At 73.6% G+C, this 15,925-nt stretch carries 15 protein-coding genes; 7 read left to right on the top strand and 8 right to left on the bottom strand.

Features of this window, described 5'->3' with window-relative positions:
- Positions 1 to 217: 217 nt before the first annotated feature.
- On the bottom strand, positions 218 to 916 hold the full coding sequence (locus tag IE260_RS20955) for a nucleoside/nucleotide kinase family protein (protein WP_189874080.1): 699 nt from the start codon (positions 914 to 916) through the stop codon (positions 218 to 220).
- Between the two features lie 131 nt (positions 917 to 1,047).
- On the opposite strand from IE260_RS20955, the gene IE260_RS20950 reads away from it, so the two are divergent.
- The 5 genes from IE260_RS20950 to IE260_RS20930 all read left to right on the top strand — a co-directional run bounded on the left by IE260_RS20950 (position 1,048) and on the right by IE260_RS20930 (position 7,365).
- Positions 1,048 to 1,788, top strand: a complete 741-nt coding sequence (locus IE260_RS20950) for a beta-phosphoglucomutase family hydrolase (protein ID WP_189874078.1) — start codon at positions 1,048 to 1,050, stop codon at positions 1,786 to 1,788.
- Positions 1,785 to 4,160 carry a glycoside hydrolase family 65 protein gene (locus tag IE260_RS20945; protein WP_189874076.1) on the top strand — a complete coding sequence of 792 codons (2,376 nt, stop codon included), beginning with the start codon at positions 1,785 to 1,787 and terminating at the stop codon, positions 4,158 to 4,160. Before IE260_RS20950 ends, IE260_RS20945 begins: the two co-directional genes overlap by 4 nt.
- A gap of 149 nt (positions 4,161 to 4,309) precedes the next feature.
- Positions 4,310 to 5,794: a hypothetical protein gene (locus IE260_RS20940; RefSeq protein WP_189874073.1), complete on the top strand. Its 1,485-nt coding sequence runs from the start codon at positions 4,310 to 4,312 to the stop codon at positions 5,792 to 5,794.
- A 106-nt stretch (positions 5,795 to 5,900) separates the two neighbouring features.
- A complete protein-coding gene (prcB, locus tag IE260_RS20935) occupies positions 5,901 to 6,755 on the top strand; it encodes a proteasome subunit beta (protein ID WP_189874071.1) in 855 nt (284 codons plus the stop codon).
- Positions 6,756 to 6,885: 130 nt separating this feature from the next.
- The gene (locus tag IE260_RS20930) at positions 6,886 to 7,365 is read left to right on the top strand and encodes a DUF5709 domain-containing protein (RefSeq protein WP_189874070.1); all 480 of its coding nucleotides are present in this window, start codon (positions 6,886 to 6,888) and stop codon (positions 7,363 to 7,365) included.
- A 63-nt stretch (positions 7,366 to 7,428) separates the two neighbouring features.
- On the opposite strand, the gene IE260_RS20925 is transcribed toward IE260_RS20930, so the two are convergent.
- From IE260_RS20925 to IE260_RS20915, 3 genes are all read right to left on the bottom strand, one after another.
- Positions 7,429 to 7,650, bottom strand: coding sequence for a hypothetical protein (locus IE260_RS20925; protein ID WP_189874068.1), 222 nt, complete (start codon positions 7,648 to 7,650; stop codon positions 7,429 to 7,431).
- A gap of 198 nt (positions 7,651 to 7,848) precedes the next feature.
- Complete coding sequence (locus IE260_RS20920; RefSeq protein WP_189874066.1) at positions 7,849 to 8,958, bottom strand: PP2C family protein-serine/threonine phosphatase; 1,110 nt, start codon at positions 8,956 to 8,958, stop codon at positions 7,849 to 7,851.
- Positions 8,959 to 9,014: 56 nt separating this feature from the next.
- On the bottom strand, positions 9,015 to 10,217 hold the full coding sequence (locus IE260_RS20915) for a glycoside hydrolase family 64 protein (RefSeq protein WP_189874064.1): 1,203 nt from the start codon (positions 10,215 to 10,217) through the stop codon (positions 9,015 to 9,017).
- A gap of 401 nt (positions 10,218 to 10,618) precedes the next feature.
- On the opposite strand from IE260_RS20915, the gene IE260_RS20910 reads away from it, so the two are divergent.
- On the top strand, positions 10,619 to 11,521 hold the full coding sequence (locus IE260_RS20910; RefSeq protein WP_189874062.1) for a GNAT family N-acetyltransferase: 903 nt from the start codon (positions 10,619 to 10,621) through the stop codon (positions 11,519 to 11,521).
- Between the two features lies 1 nt (position 11,522).
- Here IE260_RS20910 and IE260_RS20905 read toward each other — a convergent pair whose 3' ends face one another.
- Genes IE260_RS20905 through IE260_RS20895 form a run of 3 tightly spaced genes read right to left on the bottom strand, consistent with a single transcriptional unit; the run spans position 11,523 to position 14,404 of the window.
- Positions 11,523 to 11,831: a hypothetical protein gene (locus IE260_RS20905; RefSeq protein ID WP_189874060.1), complete on the bottom strand. Its 309-nt coding sequence runs from the start codon at positions 11,829 to 11,831 to the stop codon at positions 11,523 to 11,525.
- 38 nt (positions 11,832 to 11,869) lie between these two features.
- Entirely contained in the window at positions 11,870 to 13,135 is a 1,266-nt protein-coding gene (locus tag IE260_RS20900; RefSeq protein WP_189874058.1) for a TolB-like translocation protein, read from the bottom strand.
- A 42-nt stretch (positions 13,136 to 13,177) separates the two neighbouring features.
- Positions 13,178 to 14,404 carry a TolB family protein gene (locus IE260_RS20895; RefSeq protein ID WP_189874056.1) on the bottom strand — a complete coding sequence of 409 codons (1,227 nt, stop codon included), beginning with the start codon at positions 14,402 to 14,404 and terminating at the stop codon, positions 13,178 to 13,180.
- A gap of 270 nt (positions 14,405 to 14,674) precedes the next feature.
- Here IE260_RS20895 and IE260_RS20890 point away from each other — a divergent pair, with 270 nt between their 5' ends.
- The gene (locus tag IE260_RS20890) at positions 14,675 to 15,016 is read left to right on the top strand and encodes a hypothetical protein (RefSeq protein ID WP_189874053.1); all 342 of its coding nucleotides are present in this window, start codon (positions 14,675 to 14,677) and stop codon (positions 15,014 to 15,016) included.
- Positions 15,017 to 15,022: 6 nt separating this feature from the next.
- Here the strand turns inward: IE260_RS20890 and IE260_RS20885 are convergent, their stop codons facing one another.
- Positions 15,023 to 15,907, bottom strand: a complete 885-nt coding sequence (locus tag IE260_RS20885) for a Gfo/Idh/MocA family protein (protein WP_189874051.1) — start codon at positions 15,905 to 15,907, stop codon at positions 15,023 to 15,025.
- Positions 15,908 to 15,925 lie beyond the last annotated feature (18 nt).

Here is a 15,925-nt window from a genome sequence, read left to right as displayed (position 1 = left end):
ATCCGCGGCCCGGTGGAGGCGCCGCGGGCGTCCGGGCGAGGCTAGGCGCCGCCTGTCATGCCGGTCGCCCGGGTTTCTTGCGCGCCGGGGGCCGCAGGCATGACGAGGTCGGCGCGGGTCTCTGGTCGGGCGAGCGGATGACCGGGCGCCGTGCGGGTGCCGGAAGGCTCCGGACCATCCGCGGCCCGGTGGAGGCGCCGCGGGCGTCCGGGCGAGGCTAGGCGCCGCCTGTCACGCCGGTCGCCCGGGTTTCTCCTGTGCACGGGGCCGCGGGCGGCAGCGCCGTCGCCGGCACCACGAGGTCGGCGCGGTTCCTGGTCGCCGCCACGAGATCGGCGTTGCGCTGGTCCGTGCCGAGCACCCACGCCACCGCGTCCTCGTGGGACTTGCCGAACTCCTCGTGCCGGGCCACCAGTCGGCGGACCCGTTCCCGCTCCTGCAGCTCGCAGAACCACGCCTCGTCGAGCTGCGGCCCGACCCGCGCCCAGGCACCATGGTCCAGCAGCAGGTAGTTCCCCTCGGTCACGACCAGCCGGGCCGTCGGCGGCACCGGGACGGCCCCGGCGATCGGCTGCTCCAGCACCCGCTCGAACCCGGGCGCGTACACCACGTCGTCGCGGCCCTCCTCCCGCAGCCGCCGCAGCAGGGCCGCGTACCCGGCCGCGTCGAACGTGTCGGGCGCGCCCTTGCGGTCCCGGCGCCCGAGGCGGTCCAGTTCGGCGTCGGCGAGGTGGAAGCCGTCCATGGGCACGTGCGCGACCCACGGCTCGCCCTCCCCGTTCAGTTCCCGCACCAGTCGCCCGGCGAGCGTCGACTTGCCCGCCCCCGGACTGCCGGCGATGCCGAGGATCGCGCGCCGGCCGCCCTGCGGAAGGGAACGGGCCCGGGCGAGGAGGTCGTCGAAAGTCAGCGGCACACGGCAGAGTGTGTCACCCCGTGAGCCGCGCCCTCCGGGGAGTCCCTCCCGGAGGAGAGGTCGGCGCGTTCGATCATTTCGTGGCACGGACCACCCGATGGGAGGCGTCCCGGCGGGGAACTGTGTCGGGTATGACGACGCAGCTGGGACTTCCCGAAGACATCCGGGCCTGCCTCTTCGACCTCGACGGGGTCGTCACCCGGACGGCGGTCGTGCACGCCGCCGCCTGGAAGGAGACGTTCGACGCGTTCCTGCGCGAACGCGAGGGCGAGGGCTTCCGCCCCTTCACCGACTCCGACTACGACGAGTACGTGGACGGCCGCCCCCGCGCGGACGGCGTGCGGTCCTTCCTGGCCTCCCGGGGCATCGACCTGCCCGAGGGCAGTCCCGACGACCCGCCCGACGCCCCGACGGTCAACGGCCTCGGCAACCGGAAGAACGAACTGCTGCTGGAGAAGATCCGCACCCAGGGCGTGGACGCCTACGAGGGCACGCTGCGCTACATCGACGCGGTCCGCGCCGAGGGCCTCGCCACCGCGATCGTCTCCTCCAGCGCCAACACCCGGGACGTGCTGAGGTCCATCGACGCCGAGCACCTGTTCGACGTGCGGATCGACGGCGTGGTGGCCCGCGAACGGAACCTGCCGGGCAAGCCGCGCCCCGACACCTTCCTCGCCGCCGCCCGCGACCTCGGCGTCGAACCGTCCCGCGCCGCCGTCTTCGAGGACGCGCTCGCCGGCATGGACGCCGGCCGTTCGGGACACTTCGGCTTCGTGGTCGGCGTCGACCGCGTCGGCCAGAGCGACGCCCTGTACGCCCACGGCGCCGACCGCGTGGTCAAGGACCTCGCCGAACTGGGAGGCCGGGCGTGATCACGAACCGGACGTACACCGTCGAACCCTGGTCCGTGCGCGAGACCGCGCTCAACCTCGACCTGCTGGCACAGAGCGAGTCCGTCTTCGCCCTGTCCAACGGGCACGTCGGCTGGCGCGGCAACCTCGACGAGGGCGAACCGCACGGCCTGCCCGGCACCTACCTCAACGGCGTCTACGAGACGCACCCGCTGCCGTACGCCGAAGCCGGCTACGGCTATCCCGAGTCGGGCCGGACGGTCATCAACGTCACCAACGGCAAACTGCTGCGGCTGCTCGTCGACGACGAGCCGTTCGACCTGCGCTACGGGCGGCTCCGCAAGCACGAGCGCACCCTCGACCTGCGCCGCGGGGTGCTGGAACGCAGCTGCGAGTGGACCTCCCCGGCCGGCTCGACGGTGCGGGTGCGCTCCACCCGGCTGGTCTCCCTGACCCAGCGGGCCATCGCCGCCGTCGAGTACGAGGTCGAGCCCGTCGACGCCCGGACCCGGGTGGTCATCCAGTCCGAGCTCGTCGCCAACGAGAGCCTGCCGGAACCCGACGGCGACCCGCGGGCGGCCAAGGCGCTGAAGTCCCCGCTGGAGCCGGAGGAGCAGCACGCCCTCGGTTCCCGGCTGCGCCTGGTCCACCGCACCCGCGCCAGCGGCCTGCGCGTCGCCGTGGCCGCCGACCACGTCGTCGACGGCCCCGAGCAGACCACGACCAGCAGCGAGAGCAGCGCCGACGTGGCCCGGCTGACCATCACCTCCGTACTGGAACCCGGGCAGCGGCTGCGGGTCCACAAGACGGTCGCCCACGGATGGTCCGGCACCCGCTCCCGGCCCGCGATGAGCGACCAGGTCGAGGCCGCGCTCGCGGCGGCGGCCCACAGCGGCTGGGACGGCCTCCTCGCCGACCAGCGGGCCTACCTGGACGACTTCTGGGCCCGGGCCGACGTCGAGGTGCACGGCGACGAGGAGATCCAGCAGGCCGTCCGCTTCGGCCTGTTCCATGTTCTGCAGGCCGGCGCGCGCGCCGAGCGGCGGGCGATCCCGGCCAAGGGACTGACCGGCTCCGGTTACGACGGGCACGCGTTCTGGGACACGGAGATGTTCGTGCTGCCCGTGCTGACCTACACGGAGCCCAGGGCCGTCGCCGAGGCGCTGCGCTGGCGCCAGGACACCCTGCCCGCCGCCCGGGACCGCGCGGCCCAGCTCGGCCTGCGCGGCGCCGCGTTCCCCTGGCGGACGGTCGAGGGCTCGGAAGGGTCCGCCTACTGGCCGGCCGGCACTGCCGCCTTCCACGTCAACGCCGACATCGCCCATGCCGCGGTGCGCTACGTGGCGGCCACGGGCGACACGGACTTCGAACGCGACACCGGCCTGGAACTGCTGGTGGAGACGGCCCGCCTGTGGCGGTCCCTCGGTCACCACGACCACCACGGCGTCTTCCACATCGACGGCGTCACCGGCCCGGACGAGTACAGCGCCGTCGCCGACGACAACACGTACACGAACCTCATGGCCCGGGCGAACCTCCTCGCGGCGGCCGACGTCTGCGAACGCCACCCGGACGAGGCGGCCCTCCTCGGCGTCGACGACGAGGAGAGCGCCAACTGGCGGGACGCCGCCGAGGCGGTGCACGTCCCGTACAACGCCGAGGTCGGCGTCCACGAGCAGAACGCGGGATCCACCCGCTACCAGCGCTGGGACTTCGCCGGGACCCGTGCGGACCAGTACCCCCTGATGCTGCACTTCCCCTACTTCGACCTCTACCGCAAGCAGGTGGTCAAGCAGGCCGACCTCGTCCTCGCGATGTACACGTGCGGCAGCTACTTCGACGCCACCTGCGACGAGGAGCAGATCGCCCGCAACTTCGCCTACTACGAGCCGCTGACGGTCCGGGACTCCTCGCTGTCCGCGTGCTGCCAGGCCGTGATCGCCGCCCAGACGGGCCATCTGCGCCTGGCGTACGACTACGTCGCGGAGGCCGCGCTGATGGACCTGGCCGACCTGGAGCACAACACCCGCGACGGACTGCACATCGCCTCCCTGGCCGGTACCTGGATGGCGCTGGTCGCCGGGTTCGGCGGCACCCGCCGCCACGGCGACACCGTCCGGTTCGCCCCGCGCCTGCCGGAGAAGTTCAGCCGCCTGGCCTTCCGGCTCCAGTTCCGCGGCCGGTGCCTGCGCGTGGAGATCGAGGCGGGCAAGGCGACGTACACGCTGCTGACCGGACCACCGCTGACGATCGGTCACCACGGGACGGAGGTGGCCGTGAACGGGGACGGCCCCGTCACCCGCGCCATCCCCGCTCCGAAGCGGCGTCCGACGCCCGAACAGCCCCCGCACCGCCGCCCGAACGCCCATGGAAGCCCGGGGACCGAGGCATGAAGGGGGCGGCGTCAGGCGACTGGCCGTATTCCACCCTGCGCATCCGAGGCCCGCGGGTTAGTTTGACCATGTTTTCCCGGGCTCCCGTCCGCGGCGGCAGGAGGTGAACAGCGGGCGAGGGCACGACGAGCGGAAGTGAGGGGCGGACGATGGCCGACGGCGCCAACGCCACCGTCCTCGGCGGGGGACGACGCGAACCGACGACGGCGTCCGGCACTGCCCGGCCCGGCCGCGCCGACCGCCTGTTCGCCGCGGTGGCCGGTGTCTTCGTCCTCGCCCAACTGCTGCTCGTGCGCCCCGGCATGGGCCTCGGCTGGGACGAGACCGTGTACGTCAGCCAGGTCACCTCCCACACCCCGGCCGCCTTCTTCAGCGCGCCGCGCTCCCGCGGCGTCTCCCTGCTGGTGGCGCCCGTCGCGTCCTGGTCGTCGTCCACCGAACTGCTGCGCGTCTACCTCGCCCTGCTGTCCGGCCTGGGCCTCTTCCTGGCCCTGCGCGCCTGGCGCGGACTGTTCCCGGCCCGGGTGCTGGCCACCGGGGGCGTGTTCTTCGCGACCCTCTGGGTGACCCTGTTCTACGGTCCGCAGGCCATGCCCAACTACTGGGTCGCGATCGGCGCCCTGATCTGCGTCGGCTGCCTCGTGCGCGTCCGGGAGGCAGCGGCAGCCTCCGGCCGGGCGGCGCTGTGGGGTGTCGTGGCCGGTGCCGCGCTCATGGCGTGGATGCGGCCCACCGACGCGGTCTGGGTGGCCGTGCCCCTGCTGGTCCTCGTCCTGGTACGCCGCCACTGGCGGCTCCTGCTCGCCCTCGTGGGCGGTCTGGCGGCCGGGGGAGCCGAGTGGGTGATCGAGGCGTACACCGGCTACGGCGGCCTCGGGCAGCGGCTGCACGAGGCGTCCCGCATCCAGGGCGACCTGGGCTGGCACTTCGCCGTCGACGACCAGTTGCGCAGCCTCGGCGGACGCGCGCTGTGCCGGCCGTGCACCGGGTCGATGCCGCACCCGGTCATCACCCTGTGGTGGTTCGTCCTCCCGCTGCTCGCCGTGCTCGCCCTGGTCGTCGCCGTCCGGGCCCGGCGCACCGCCCGCACGCTGATTCCCCTGGCCTGCGCCACGACGGCCGCCCTGCCCTACCTCTTCATGATCGGATACGCGGCCCCCCGCTTCCTGCAGCCCGCCTACGCCCTGCTCGCGATCCCGGTCGCCGACGCGCTGTGGCACCTGGTCGGAGCGCCGGGCGGCCGGTGGCGCCCGGTGGCCGCCACCCTGGTCGCGCTCGGACTGGCGGGGCATCTGGCGGTGCAGCTCGTCGTCCTCGTGTACACGGTGGACCGCAACACCGACACCCGCCGCGACTGGGCCCGCACCGCGGACGAACTCCACCGGCTCGGCGTCCGCCCGCCCTGCCTGCTGACCGGGCACGAGGCGATCCCGATCGGCTACTACACCGGTTGCTCCTCCGGCGCGACCAGCGGCAACAACGAGAACACCACCGTGGCGGAGATCGTGCGCACCGCCCGGCGGATCCCCGTCGCCGCCATCACCGGCCCGGGCGGCGCCCCGCCGGCCTACGCCCGTTCCTGGGATCTCCACCGCATCGGCGACCTGAGCGTCCGCGTCGCCCCTCCGGCCTGACCCCGCGGGCCGGACGACGGTGCCCGGGGCGTTTCCCGCCCGCGCGCGTCAGGTAGGAACTCGGGTGTCGGTACCGGCGCGGGGCGCGGACACGAGGGGGCACGGTATGGCGGGCAGGGAGACGGACGGCCGGCTGGGGGAGGAGTTCTTCACCCCCGGCACGTCCTCGTTCACCGAGTTCCTGGCGGCACACCGCCCGGAGCTGCTGGTCACTCGACGGGTCCTCCCGGACGGCGTGCGCGCGGCACCCGGCCGGACACCGCACGGCACCACGGTGCTCGCCCTCACCTACCGCGACGGCGTGCTGATCGCCGGCGACCGCAGGGCCACCATGGGCAACCTCATCGCACAGCGCGACCTGGAGAAGGTGCACCCCGCCGACGACCACACCGCGGTCGCCTTCGCGGGCACCGTCGGCCTCGCGCTCGACATGGTGAAGCTGTACCAGGTCGAGCTGGCCCACTTCGAGAAGATCGAGGGCGCCCCCATGACCCTCGGCGCGAAGGCCAACCGGCTGGCCGGGATGGTCCGGCAGAACCTCGGCCAGGCCATGCAGGGCCTCGCCGTCGTCCCGCTCCTCGCCGGCTACGACCTCACGGCACCGGGCGGCGGCCGCGGCCGCGTCTTCGGCTTCGACGCCGCCGGCGGCCGCTACGAGAAGGCCGACTTCCACGCCGAGGGCTCCGGCTCCCCGTACGCCCGCGGTGCGCTGAAGAAGCTGTTCCGCAGGGACCTGGTCCGGCGCGAGGCCGCCCTGGCCGCGCTGCAGGCCCTGTACGACGCGGCGGACGAGGACTCGGCGACCGGCGGCCCGGACATCGGGCGGCGGATCTACCCCGTCGTGTCGGTCGTCACCGAGGAGGGCTTCGAGCGGCTGCCGGAGGACGAGACGGAGGAGCTGAGCCGCGAGATGGTCCGGCAGCGGCGAACGCGGCCGGACGGCCCGGCCGCCGAGGTGTGACGGGCCCGCGCGGAGGCCACCGCGGGGCCGGAGGCCCGGGCGGGCGGAGCCGGCGAGGTTAGAGATCGCGTTTCGGGAAACGCGAATCACGCACGTGAACCAGGCGACGCACCGCGAGAGGGAGGCAGCGATGGGCACGGACCCGATGGCCGACGACGCCTACCAGCCCACCGGAACCAACGAGGAGCAGGAGGACGCCGCGCCCCTCGACCTCCAGGACGCCGTCGACGAGCGGACCTACGACGACACGCTCGACGAGGGCTACTCCCCGCCGGAGAAGCCCCTCGGAGTGACCAAGCACGGCACGACGGCCGCCGAGCAGCACGACGGCGAGACCCTCGACGAACGGCTGGCCCAGGAGGTCCCCGACACCTCCGAGCCCGCCGGGGACGGCGTGGGCGACCTCCCCGGGGGCACGGGCGAACCGGTCGACCCCGAGGCCGGCACGGAGCGGTCCGGCCGTCTGGTGGCCCCGGACGAGGGCGTGCGCACGGACACGACCAAGGAGAGCGTCGCCGAGGACGTGGGCATCGACGCGGGCGCGGCCGGCGCCGAGGAGGCCGCCGTGCACGTCGTGGAGGACGACACGGCACTGCCGGACGAGCGGTAGCCGAAGCAGCGGGAGGGCCCCCGGCCCCGGACGGACCGTCCGGGGCCGGGGGCCCTCCCCGTGTCAGGGCAGCAGCTTGTCGAGGGCCGCGGGGCCCTCGTCGGCCAGCTTGCGCTTGGCCCATTCCAGGTTGCGCTCGGTGAGGTCCCTGCCGGCGGCCAGGACGATGTCCTCCGGCGACACGTCGGTGCCGTTGCGGGTGTGGAGCAGATTGTCCGGGGTGGCGCGGTCGTCGGCCGCGCGGACCTCGGACGGCCGGGAAGCGCCGGGCTGTGACGTCGACATGATCTCAAGCTCCTCGGGTCCGATTCACGGGTTCGGTCCCGGTGCTGACATCGGTCCCGAATCTCCCTGTATCACCGTAACGTCCCCGCCCGATGCCCGCTGTGCCACTTCTGAGCCGTTCGTGGCCCGACGGGCCGCAGGGGACTGTGGGACGTTCCCCGGAGCCCCGGAACGCCGAGGAGGTGCACGCACGCCACCTCACCGGTCAGCCGGCGGGGACGGTGTGAGCACGAGCATCGTGACGTCGTCCTGCACGTCCGGGCAGAACCGTACGAGCTCCGCCCAGACCCGCTCGGGAAGCACGGCGGGGTCCTCGTCGGCCAGCGCGCTCAGCCGGTCGGCCAGCGGGAAGAACGCGCCGCCGTCGTCCCTCGCCTCGACCACGCCGTCGGAGGCGAGGAAGAGCCGGTCACCGGCGTGCAGGGACACCGTGCAGGACCTGATGGAGCCCGCGTCCTGCAGACCGAGCCCGAGCGGCGTCCACGGCGCGATCTCCAGCTCCGTCGCCGTCGCTCCCCGCAGCAGGACGGGCGGCGGACTGCCGCAGACGACGACGCGCACCTGCCGGGCGTCCACGGAGAACTCCAGCAGCGTGGCCGTGGCGAACAGCTCGGCGTGCCTGGCGCCCGCCGAGTCCACCAGCAGTCTGCGGTCGAGGCGGGCGGCCACCGCCGCCAGGTGGGGCTGGTCGAGCACCGCCTCCCGGAACGCCCCGAGCAGGGACGCGACCGTCGCCACCGCCGACAGGCCGTGCCCCTGCACATCGCCCATCACGGCCCGCACGCCGTGGGGCCCGCCGCGCACGTCGAAGAAGTCGCCCCCGACGAGCGTCCCGTGCTGCGCCGCCCGGTACAGCCCCGTACAGCGCACCGGTCCGACCCGCTCGGGCAGCGGGGGCACGACGGCGTGCTGCGCGGCCTCGGCGACCGTGCGCTCCAGGGTCAGCTGGGCGTCGCGGCGGCTGCGCACGAAGGACACGAACACGCTGAGCACGGCGACGAAGGCGACGGTGAGCAGGTCGGTGTCGCCCGGCCGGTTGAGCTGCAGGTTCGGGACGGTCAGCAGGGCGACCACGGTGCCGCCGAGCAGCGCGGTCGCCAGCGGCCCGTACGACAGGACGGCCAGCGGAGGGATGGCGCCCAGCAGGAAGCCGATGTCCAGCGGGTCGCGGCTGAGGAGTGCCGCGGCGCAGATGGCGACGACGAGGGCGAGCGGAAGCACGCGCACCCAGCGGGGTGGCGGCGCCCCGCGCAGCCATCCCCGCCGGTCCTCGGCCCGGCCCGGCGCCACGGCGGACGGCTTTCCCACATCACCACGCTCCTACGTCGCCCCACCCCACGCACGCCGAGCCGGGCCCGTACGGCTCAGAACGCGGTGAGCGTCAGCCGGATCCCGGTGGGAGCGGTGTCCTGGATGTAGGAGGCGAAGTCGGCCACGTCGTCGAAGGCGAAACCGTACGCCCTGCCGTCCTCGGTGGCCGCGTGCATGGCCTTGGCGTAGTGGTTGGTCAGGCCGGTGCGGTAGAAGGCCGCGGCGTCGGTCGTCGGCTGGTCGGCGAAGGAGAGCAGGGTGGAGCGGTTGAAGCCGGCCCCGAGGACCGCGGCGACGGGACCGGTCGTGCCGTCGTTGGGTGCCGCGAGCGCGCCGTCGCAGAACAGCACGTCCCGGGTGGACGGCCTGGCGAAGGACACCTGGGCGGGCCCGTCGAACGTCAGCCGGTCGCCGCGCACCCGGCCGGTGAAGGTGCCGGCGTTCGTGGTGATCCTGAGGTCCTTGCCGGTGTAGGCGCTCCAGACCTCGTCGATGTACGGGGCGAGGTAGTCCTCGGGGAACAGGCCGGCGTCCAGGCCGTGCCCCGGGGCGATCACACGGGTGTCGTCCACGACCAGCGGCGCGAACTCCTCGACCTGCCGCACCGCCGCGAAGGCGGCGGCCCGGCCTCCCGCGCGCACCGTGCCCGTCGTCTGGTCCTTCGCCCCGGTCAGCCGGATGCTCAGCGGCACGCTGAACATGTCGACCATGGTGGTGTTGCAGAACATGCCGGCGGCGTTGTACGTGAACTCGGCACAGTCGTGCAGCACGCCATGGCTGGGATCGGACGTCACCCAGCCCGCCGGGTACTGCAGCGCGGGGTTGCCGGCGCCGTCCGTGACCACCTTGAACCTCAGCTTCTCGCCGAGCGCCACGTAGATCCGGCCGGACATGTGGGGCAGGGACAGCCGGGTCTCCCCGCTGCCGGCGAGGCCTATGGCGTAGTCGGTGTAGCCGTCGGGGCCGTTGTCCGACAGGGCGACCGGTGCCAGGGTGCCGTCGGGGGTGACCCGTACCTGCCGGCCGTCCTGGTTGCCCACGATGTAGACGTGGACGTCGGCGTTGCCGAAGGAGCCGGTGCTGTTGACGATCGTCAGCGGCAGGGACCCGGCGGCCGGGGCCGCCTCGGCGTCCGGGGTGGTGCCGGCCAGGGCGTGGGGCGCCACGGCGGCGACGGCGGGGGCGGCCACGACCGCCCCGCCGAGAGCGACGAGCAGCTTGCGGCGGGCGAGTGAACGCTGGTGACGAGGAGTCATGTGGGGGCCTCCGACGATTTTTGAGCAGGACATGACAGACTGAGAGCGCTCTCAGATCGTGGGCTGATGGTACGCAGCGGGGGTGCCTCGGCCAACCGGTGCGGCAGGTCTCGAACGCGTTCGCGCTGGTGCGGCTCGGGCGCCAGGGCGTTGCGCGTGAACGCTTAACCGCCGTTTAAGGCCCCATTAAGGACGTCCCGCCGCGGTGCTCCGCGACGGAAAAGCGGTGGCGGGACTCGCGGGCGGCCCCGTACCGTGTGACGCCACGCCACCCGAGACCGAGGGAAGGAGGGCAGAGCCGTGCAGTACACACCACCCCCGCGCTCCCTCCCCGTCGTCCCGGCGTGCCGTCCGTGAACCCACCGGGAGCGCTCCACGCACCACGCATCCCGGAGGAATCCGTGACCGATCCGGTCATCCGCGCGCTCGACGCGAGCGACGCCCATCTCTTCGACACCCTGCCCGACCCACTGGGCGCCCGTGAGGCGCACCGGCAGACCCGGCACCGCCCCGACTGGAAGCGGGTGGCCCTGCGCGACGGCACCGTCGTCGCCCGCGGCGCCTGGTGGGGCGGCCCCGACGACGCCGAACCCCTCGTCGTCAACTGGTTCGACGTGGCCGAGGGCGAGGAGGAAGCGGGCGCGGAGCTGCTGCGGACCGCTCCCCGGCAGGTCGACCTCGAACTGAACCTGCCCGCCGCCTGGCGCGAGGACCCCGCCCTGCGCTCCGCCGCGCGGGCACGTTTCGCCGCCGCGCGGGCGGCCGGCTACGAACTCCTGGTCGAACGCTTCCTGTACCGGTGGACGCCGGAGTGCGGACTGCCGCAGCGCCCGGGACGGCTCGACTTCCGTCCCGAGCCGGACGACGCGGTCTTCTTCGACGCGCTGCGCCGCATCCACTCCGTCACCCTGGACGCCCACGCGCTGATGGCCGTTCGGCAGGGCGGGCTCGACCGGGCCGCGCAGGAGGAGCTGGACTTCTTCCGGTGGTGTCCGTCGCCGCGGGAGTGGTGGCAGGTGGCGTACACCCCGCGGGGCGAGCCGGTGGGCATCCACATCCCGGCGCACAACCCCTCCGGCCCGTGCGTCGGTTTCATCGGCGTCCTGCCGGAGCAGCGCGGGCACGGCTATGCCTACGACCTCCTGGCCGAGTGCACCCACTTCCTGGCCGACCGGGGCGCGGAGTTCGTCGCCGCCGCCACGGACCGCGGGAACCACCCCATGGCCGCCCATTTCGCCAAGGCCGGCTATCCGGTCGTGCGGGAACGCGTCAACTTCCGTCCCCGCACGGCCGGACAGCGGTGAGTCAGGTCTCCGGCAGGCTGCCGACGACCGTCACGGGCGGCGGATTCGCAGGCGTGGGCACCTGGATCAGGAAGGGGACGAACTCGATCTGCCCGTTCTGGTGCAGATGCCTGTACGAAACCCGATAGCACACCACTCTGTCGGGCTCACTCACGGTGGCGTAGCACGTGAGGACCTGCGGGAGCGCCACCACCTGGGAGCGCTGCGGCCGAGTGGTGAACTCACTCGCCGTGGCGCCCCAGGCGCTCCCCGTGAGGAAGCAGAGAGTCGCTGCCGCGGCACCGACGCTCCGCAAGGCGATCTTCCCCATACGTCATCACCCCGAAGGTGGGCGTCGAAGAACCAACGCTACCGCGGACGCCGCACATAGGCGTCCGCTCCCGCGCTGCGCGGGCCCGGGGCCACGTCGTCGGCCGCCGAGGCGAAGGCCACCGTCCGTCCCCGGGCGTCGAGCGGCCGGTTTCCGGTGGTCGCCTGCACCGGCGTGCCGGCCGTGTCGGCGATCGCCACCCGGGTGCGGCCGCTGTGCAGGTCGCGCAGGTACCAGGTGCCCGGATCCGACGACCCGGCCGTGAACGCCCGGAAGAGCAGGTAGCGGCCGTTGCCGTTCAGCGCCCCGTCGGCGGTCGAGAGAGCGGGATCGGGTGCCTCGACGATGCGCAGGGCGTCGGTGCGCAGGTCGCGGACGAAGACGTTGGAACCGGTGCCGTTGGTGTCCTCGGGACCGAGGTCGGCGGCGGTCGAGGTGAAGGAGGCGTAGCGGCCGTTGCCGCTGATGCCGGCCTGGGACGCCCTGCCCTGGGCCCGGGTGCCGTCCGGCCGGGTGTGCAGCGACCGGGACGTCCCGGTGAGCGGATCCGCCACCACCACGTCGGAAGCCGGATTGTCGTACGGCCAGTAGCTGAAACTCGAGTACACCAGGACGCTGCCGTCGTCGCTGAGCAGCGGGGTGTGGGACCGGTGCAGGTTGAACGACTGCTGCGTCAGCTGCCCGGTACGCATGTCGCGCACGGCGACCCTCGCGCCGGGCCGGGGAACGGTCTCGCTCACGGCGAACGCGACGTACCGGCCGTCGGCGCTGACGGACGCGTGCAGGGCCCACGTCATGTAATGGCCGAGGTCGTTGCCGACGTACTTCAGTCCCCCGGTCCGCAGGTCGCGCCAGTAGACCGACGGCTTGTCGTGGACCTCGCCCGGGATCAGGTCGGGCTGGGCCGACACGAAGACCGCGTACCGGCCGCTCGCGCTGATCGCCCCCGCGGTCGCGCCGAGCCCGGCCTGGCCTCCGGCGGCGTCCGTGCTGACGCGCTGGGTCCGGCCCGTCCTCAGGTCCCGCACGAAGACGTCCGGGGCGCCGTTGGTGTCGCCGGGGACCAGGTTGGAGGCCCACGAGGTGAACACGGCGTAGCGGCCGTCGGCGCTGAGTGACGGCGCGTCCGACTTCCCGTCGGCGTCCTGGGTGAGCCGGACGGTGTGCGCGGCCTTCGGCTTCTTCTTCCCGTGCTGCTCGTGATGCGCGCCCTGCGGTGCGGCCTGTGCTCCTGCGGGCGTCAGCAGCGCCGCGACGCACGCGGCGGCCACGACCGCGGTCGCGGCTCCGAGTCTGCTTCGCATGAATGCGGTTCCCCCTTCGGAGAGCGGTCGGTGTGTGCTCGGTCAGCGCGACGTGTGGACGTACACGTCGCCGCCCGGACTCGGCGTGCCCGGCGCCAGGGCGCCGTCGGTGGAGGAGAAGACGACGGTGCGGCCGCGGGCGTCGACCGGCCGCTCTCCGGTCGTCGCAGCGGCGGGAGTCCCCTCCGGTGTCCGGCTGACCGGAGTGGTGCGTCCGGTGCGCAGGTCGGTCCGGTACAGGTGGGTGGTGCCCCAGGTGGTGCCGGACGGCGTGAAGCCGAAGACGACGTACCGGCCGTCGCCGCTCAACGACGGGGCCGTGCTGTGGCCCTGCGGGGCCGGGGCGTCGAGGCGCCGGACGGTCCTGTCGCGGAGGTCGGTGACGAACACGTCGTGTCCCGCGCCGTTGGGGTCCTCGCCGGGCACCAGGTCGGTCGCCCACGAGGCGAACGCGGCGACCCGGCCGTTGCCGCTGATCGCCGGGGAGCCCGAGAGCGAGGTGGTGGTGGAGCCGTCCACCGCCACGTCCAGCCGCCGCGACTCACCGGTCCTCAGGTCCACCAGGAACACCCTGGACGGCGGCTTCTGCACCGGTGCGGGGACGCTCTCCCAGTAGACGAGCCGACGGCCGTCGTCGCTGAGGTGGGCCTCGGCCGCCCAGCCGGACTCCAGGACCGTCAGCTCGCCGGTGGCGAGGTCCCGTACGGCGGTGCGGTGGGCGGGACGGCCGCCGTTGTTCTGCCGCGCGGTGAAGGACACGTAGCGTCCGTTCGCGCTGAGGGAGGCCCCCACCAGGGTGCCCCGCACCGGGTACAGGTCGTCGGCGCCGCCGACCCAGGCGGTCGAGCCGGTCTTGAGATCACGGCGGAAGTACCCGGTCCGCTCCTGTCCCTCGATGAGGTCGCGCGACTCGAAGACGACGTAACGGCCGCCGGCACTGATCACCGGTGACCTGCCGCCGTACGGCGCCTGGGCGCCGTCCGCGGTCAGGCTGATCCTCGTGGTGCGGCGGTTTCGCAGGTCGTGCACGAAGACGTCCGGAGCGGCGTTGGTGTCGCCCGGCACGAGGTTGTCGGCGAACGACCCGAAGACGACGTAGCGGCCGTTCGCGCTGACCGAGGCGTCGCCCGAAGCGCCGTTCGCTCCCTGGGTGATGCGCTGGACGGAGAGCGCCTCGGGCTTCTTCCGCTGCTCGTACGGCGACGCGAGGGCGCCCGCGGGCGCCAGGAGCGTCGTGGCGCTCGCCGAGGCCACGACCGCGATCATCATGGATCTGAGCTTTCCGCGCATGAATCCCCCCTGATTCATCCGTGCCCGGCCCCCACCGGGCACCCGCCCGATACAAGCCCAACTCCCGTCCCCTGACAATCCGTTGATTGCTGTACAACCCGGTGGAGAGATCAGCGGTCCGTGCGCGCGGTCCGTCGCCCGGCGGTGCGGAGCCGCCCCGGGTGCGCCGGGTGTCCTCGGGCCCGGTGTCGGTGCCGGGTGGCATGCTGTTCGGCACGGCGATCACGGCATGCGGGCGGCGGAGGCTTTGTGGGGTTCGAGGGCGAGATCTGGCGCGTGCGCGGCGACGGCCAGGAGGTCGGGGAGATCCTGATCGACGACGCCGACTTCCCCTGGTTGTCGGGCCGGTTCAGCGCCGGTCCGGGGTTCGGTGCCGTCCGGGACCTGTTCGCCCGTGAGCTCGCCCTCGCGGAGCGGGACGACGAGGATCACTGGAGCGAGTGGGAAGCGGTCCACGACGAGATCCGAGGACGCGTGTCGCTGGCCTCGCCCGACGGCCCGGTCGCCGAGTTCCTCCTGCACATCCAGGGTGACCGGGCCTGGTTCCGGTGGAGCGACGAACCCTTCGGGCAGGAGCGGTCCGACGGCTGACCGGGGTCAGGTCCCGCCGTTCAGCAGGGCCTCGGCCTCGGCGAGGATCTCGGTGATCCGCAGGCCGAACGCGGCGTCGCAGGGGTGCGGTCGCCCGCCCTCGGCGGAGGCGAGGAGGGCGTCCGCGGCCCGCACGAGTGCGGGCACCGGTCCCTCCGTGGTCTCCGGGAGCAGCGTCGCACCGGCCCGGCCCCGCAGTTCCACCGCCGCCCCCGCCGCGGCGGGCGGCGCCGTCAGGCTGAGCGTGAGCGTGCTGGACGCGCCGCCGGTGTGGTCGAGGACCAGATGGACGGTGTCCCCGGGCCCGTGCGCGGCCGCCGCGACCCGCCGGGTGTCCCCGAGGACGGGCAGCAGCACGGACAGGGCGTGCGGGCCGACGTCCCACAGAGCGCCCTTCTCGCGCCGCCACGGCGAGTCCGCGAACGGACCGTCGCCGGTGAACACCGCGCCGAGCCACTCGGCCCGGGCCGTGAACCAGCCGTCCGAGGAGGCCTGTTCGGTGATCCACGCCTCGGTCTCGGACTGGAACCGGGTGGTGAGGAAGACGACCGAGGAGACACCGGCCTCCCGCACCGCATCGACCACCGCACGGCCCTGCGGCACCGTCGCCGCGAGCGGTTTGTCCAGCAGCAGATGGCACCCGGCTCGCGCCGCCCGCACCGCCAGTTCGGCCTGCACGCCGGGAGGGAGCGCGACCGCGACGGCCTCCACGTCGGCCAGCAGGGCGTCCACGTCGTCGTAGGCGCGGGTGCCGTGACGGTCCGCCAGTTCCCAGGCGGCCTCGGGCCGTCGCCCCCACACGCCCACGAAGTCCAGGCCCTCGTGCCGACGCAGGGCGGGCGCGTGCGCCATGTCCGCCCAGGGGCCGGTGCCGAGCAGTCCGATGCGCATGCCGCCGCCTCTCCACGG

The sequence above is a fragment of the Streptomyces viridiviolaceus genome (genome assembly GCF_014650995.1).
GTDB classification, from domain to species: Bacteria; Actinomycetota; Actinomycetes; order Streptomycetales; family Streptomycetaceae; genus Streptomyces; species Streptomyces viridiviolaceus.
This window is presented reverse-complemented; position numbering and strand designations above follow the sequence as displayed.